A 3,078-nucleotide genomic window follows, 5' to 3' on the forward strand; every position below is an offset into this window, starting at 1 on the left:
GTTCACACCAAAGCAGCGGCTGGCCATGGCCGCATCAGTTTCTACTTCTGCGACCCAGTAAAAATGGGGGCATTACCACGACGCTGCTAGGCGTCGGCGCAGAACTGGCCGCGCCGGAGAACCGCCAGGACGGCAACCGCATCGTCATCGCCGGGCGTGATAGCGCCCAGGACAGCATCAATCAGGTCGGCCAGGAGATCACCCGACGCAACATGAACATCCAGCCGACGCTGACCGAGCGGCCTGGCCTGCCCGTGCGAATCATCGTCAACCGGGATCTGGTGCTGCGGCCGTACCAGCCGCTGTTCTTCAATCGGGGAGCTTCGCAATGAGCACGACCAAGAAGATGCGGCTCGGGCCGCTGCCCAAGACCGAAAGCGTCAAACTGACCTTTGCCTGCCCGGCCAGCTTGAAAGCCGACCTCGACCGCTACGCCGCGCTGCACGCACAGACATATGGCGTAGCAGTCGATGCAGAGAAGTTGATCCCGCACATGCTGGAGGCGTTCATGGCGGGGGATCGTGGTTTCAAGAGGGGAGGGCAGGCAACGCCGAATCCATCGGCGAAGTAAGGCTTGGAGGAAGACCGCTGTGCTTGTCTGCGCTATCCTAGAGGGCGATTGACGATGGAGTTGCCAGAGTCGTCGCCCCTCAAATCCTTCCATCTTCCGCACCAGGCAAAGCTCTTGTCGGATGACGGTAAAAGCGACGGTAATGGCCCATGTCGATCATCGCAAATCCCTTTACCCACGCGGGCTTGCGTGACCTGTTGATGATCGAGTGGGAGTGATAAGGCAGTTCGATCAAGGAGCTTAGCGTAGCTTCAGAATTTAACGAGCCCGCGCAACTGCGGGCTTTTTCACTCGCTGCATTAGCGAAATTGATGCTTGATAAGAGCACGCAGCTATAGTTGTATAACACTTAGACTCGATAGCTGCTTGACCCATTACTCAGGCGCGTTATGCGAGTTTAGAAATCATCTGGTCAATGATGCCTTCATGCCCACGTGTTCGCGCGGGCTGTGGACTCCGATATGCTTTTGTAGTCGTAGGGAGAAATCGCACGGGGCCACGCGTGCAACCGCAGGTTGTAACCCGCGCGTTTAGTGGGAAGCGAGACTGGTAACGGAAAGCGGTATGAGGGGAGTGTGGTTTCATGAGTTTGCAGAGAACTCGAGCCTGTCGGTTAAAAATGGTTTCTCCACACTGACCTTCCATCTGTTGCAAATTACATAATCAGAGATCTGAATTTTTTGCGGAGCACTGGATAATCTGATTTTCCGTCGCTATCGACATAATCTTGCACGACTTTCTTCAAGTCTTCGTCAGTCAAGTGGATAATAAATCCACGATTGTCCTTGGCGGTATCTCTGCAGCGTTCGAACAAAAGATTTTCATTTTTTACCGATCTACAGATGAGAATGCCGACTACTCCTCGAGATGGTCCGAATCTCCCTGCGAGTTGATCTACTTCGGGGTTTGCTATTTCTTCCCCGTAGTTTTTGCATTCTACAAAGATATTGGCAGCCGAGTAGTTTAGCGCAAGCCAATTAAAAAACCCGTCTCGAGCGATATTGGTGTATGTGATGTCTATTCTTTTTCTTCCATCATGAATTACGTCTTGTTTTGTCGGGTAGGTTAATGAGGGGAAAAACACTGCGCTTAGAAGTGCCTCGATAGCGTTTTCATACGAAGTGGCTTCTTTTCGTCCTGGTTTTATATCAATTGCATTTTTAAGAATTCTATCAAAACGCGGAATGTCGATATTCTCTATCTCTGAGAACTCATAGTGTGTAAGAGGGCTGGAGGTTCTGATGACGTCTTTTTTATACTGGGTTAGTATGTCAGGGTGCTTTATGGTTTGATTCGCGACCGCTAGCTTGTCTACGCCATATTTCTCACGTAAAGATTTTTTTGTGACTTTTTTTCTTCCATCTCTCAGTACGAGTACCAAAGCGGAATTAAGTGACTTTTCATGTTCTTGCATTCCGGGAAGAAGGTAGTGGGTGTAGTAATTTTGATAATCGTACGAGAATTTGTGTCGAACGGCGGTTTTAGGTACCAATAAAATCTTCCCATAAGATGTTGCGGGAAGTTCGACTAAACTGTTCTCCCAGCACTCACTTTGCGGATTCCATAGTGGACCTGAGTCTACGTCTTTGGTTAGCGGTATTCCATAGTAACGGCACATGTCCTGGGTGTATCGAATCAGAGGTCCTCTGAGAATGTTGCACACAGCGTCGGATATTCGGTCGGGACCCACGCCTTCTATAAATAGACAAGCGTCTTCGAAGTCATGCAGAAGCCCAGTCTTTCCTGCCTTGCTTTTATTTAACGCATTCCAGAAGATCAGTGCAAACTTGGAGCCTATTCCGCTTCCCTGTGACATGCCTTTCGAAAATCCAAGGTGAAATTCATTTCGCTCGGAAAGGCCCTCAAGCATCAGTAATCCAGATGCTCGGTCACTGCGCCTTATTAGATCCAGTAGCCGCTGAAAGAAGTGCTGTAGCAATGACTCGCACTCTCTGGACCAAGTCGTACCCATGGCTCTTATTCTACTTGGGTCCAAAAACACCGGAATATCACTGCCGATAGGGATGTCCACGAAATCTAAGGTGGTTTGATCCCTTCCCAAGGAAAAATGGCGGGATACTCGTTTCTTCGAGGATGATGTTGCCAAGGCTAATTTTCCTTAGTTGAGGTCTTCGCCGCAAGCACAGGGTGAGGAGTGAAGGTGCTATATGTTAAAGGCGTTTGCGGATTGGATAAAATTTAAAGACTTGGGTGGCTTGGTTGATCTAGATTGCGCATGCATGCGCAAATGGGTTTTTCTGTATGCATTTTTTCGACATAATGGCCGTTCGTATGAGATGGTTTATGAGTGGGTCGAGACATCGACACGCTTCTAATCTTCGTTGTCAAATATAAATAGTAGCTCAGCGATAATATTGAAAGTGTCGTTATAGCCGTCTCTTCGGATAACGATCGGCTTGTACCCGTCTCGAAGAGAGTCTGGACTCAAGATAATTTTCTCATGCCTCCAACTTCCTTCGGAGTCTGTCGTTTTTTCGCTGGAGTAG

3 protein-coding genes are annotated in these 3,078 nt (G+C 49.1%); 2 read left to right on the forward strand and 1 reads right to left on the reverse strand.

Translation table 11 applies throughout. The features are described 5' to 3' along the window. Positions 1-332, forward strand: a 332-nt coding sequence (locus IMZ29_RS22260; RefSeq protein ID WP_305852529.1) for a TrbI/VirB10 family protein, incomplete at its 5' end; no start/stop codon positions are given. Continuing rightward, positions 329-571 carry a DUF2274 domain-containing protein gene (locus tag IMZ29_RS22265; RefSeq protein ID WP_216188460.1) on the forward strand — a complete coding sequence of 81 codons (243 nt, stop codon included), beginning with the start codon at positions 329-331 and terminating at the stop codon, positions 569-571. The genes IMZ29_RS22260 and IMZ29_RS22265, both read left to right, overlap by 4 nt. A gap of 655 nt (positions 572-1,226) precedes the next feature. Here IMZ29_RS22265 and IMZ29_RS22270 read toward each other — a convergent pair. Then, positions 1,227-2,678, reverse strand: coding sequence for a DUF8370 family protein (locus tag IMZ29_RS22270; protein ID WP_216188461.1), 1,452 nt, complete (start codon positions 2,676-2,678; stop codon positions 1,227-1,229). Between the last annotated feature and the right edge of the window lie 400 nt (positions 2,679-3,078).

Origin of the sequence: Verticiella alkaliphila, from assembly GCF_018904615.1 — a bacterium.
GTDB lineage: Bacteria > Pseudomonadota > Gammaproteobacteria > Burkholderiales > Burkholderiaceae_B > Verticiella > Verticiella alkaliphila.

Coding starts and splice junctions, on each gene's coding strand:
- IMZ29_RS22265 (WP_216188460.1), top strand. CDS start 329: ATGAGCACGACCAAGAAGATGCGGCTCGGGCCGCTGCCCAAGACCGAA.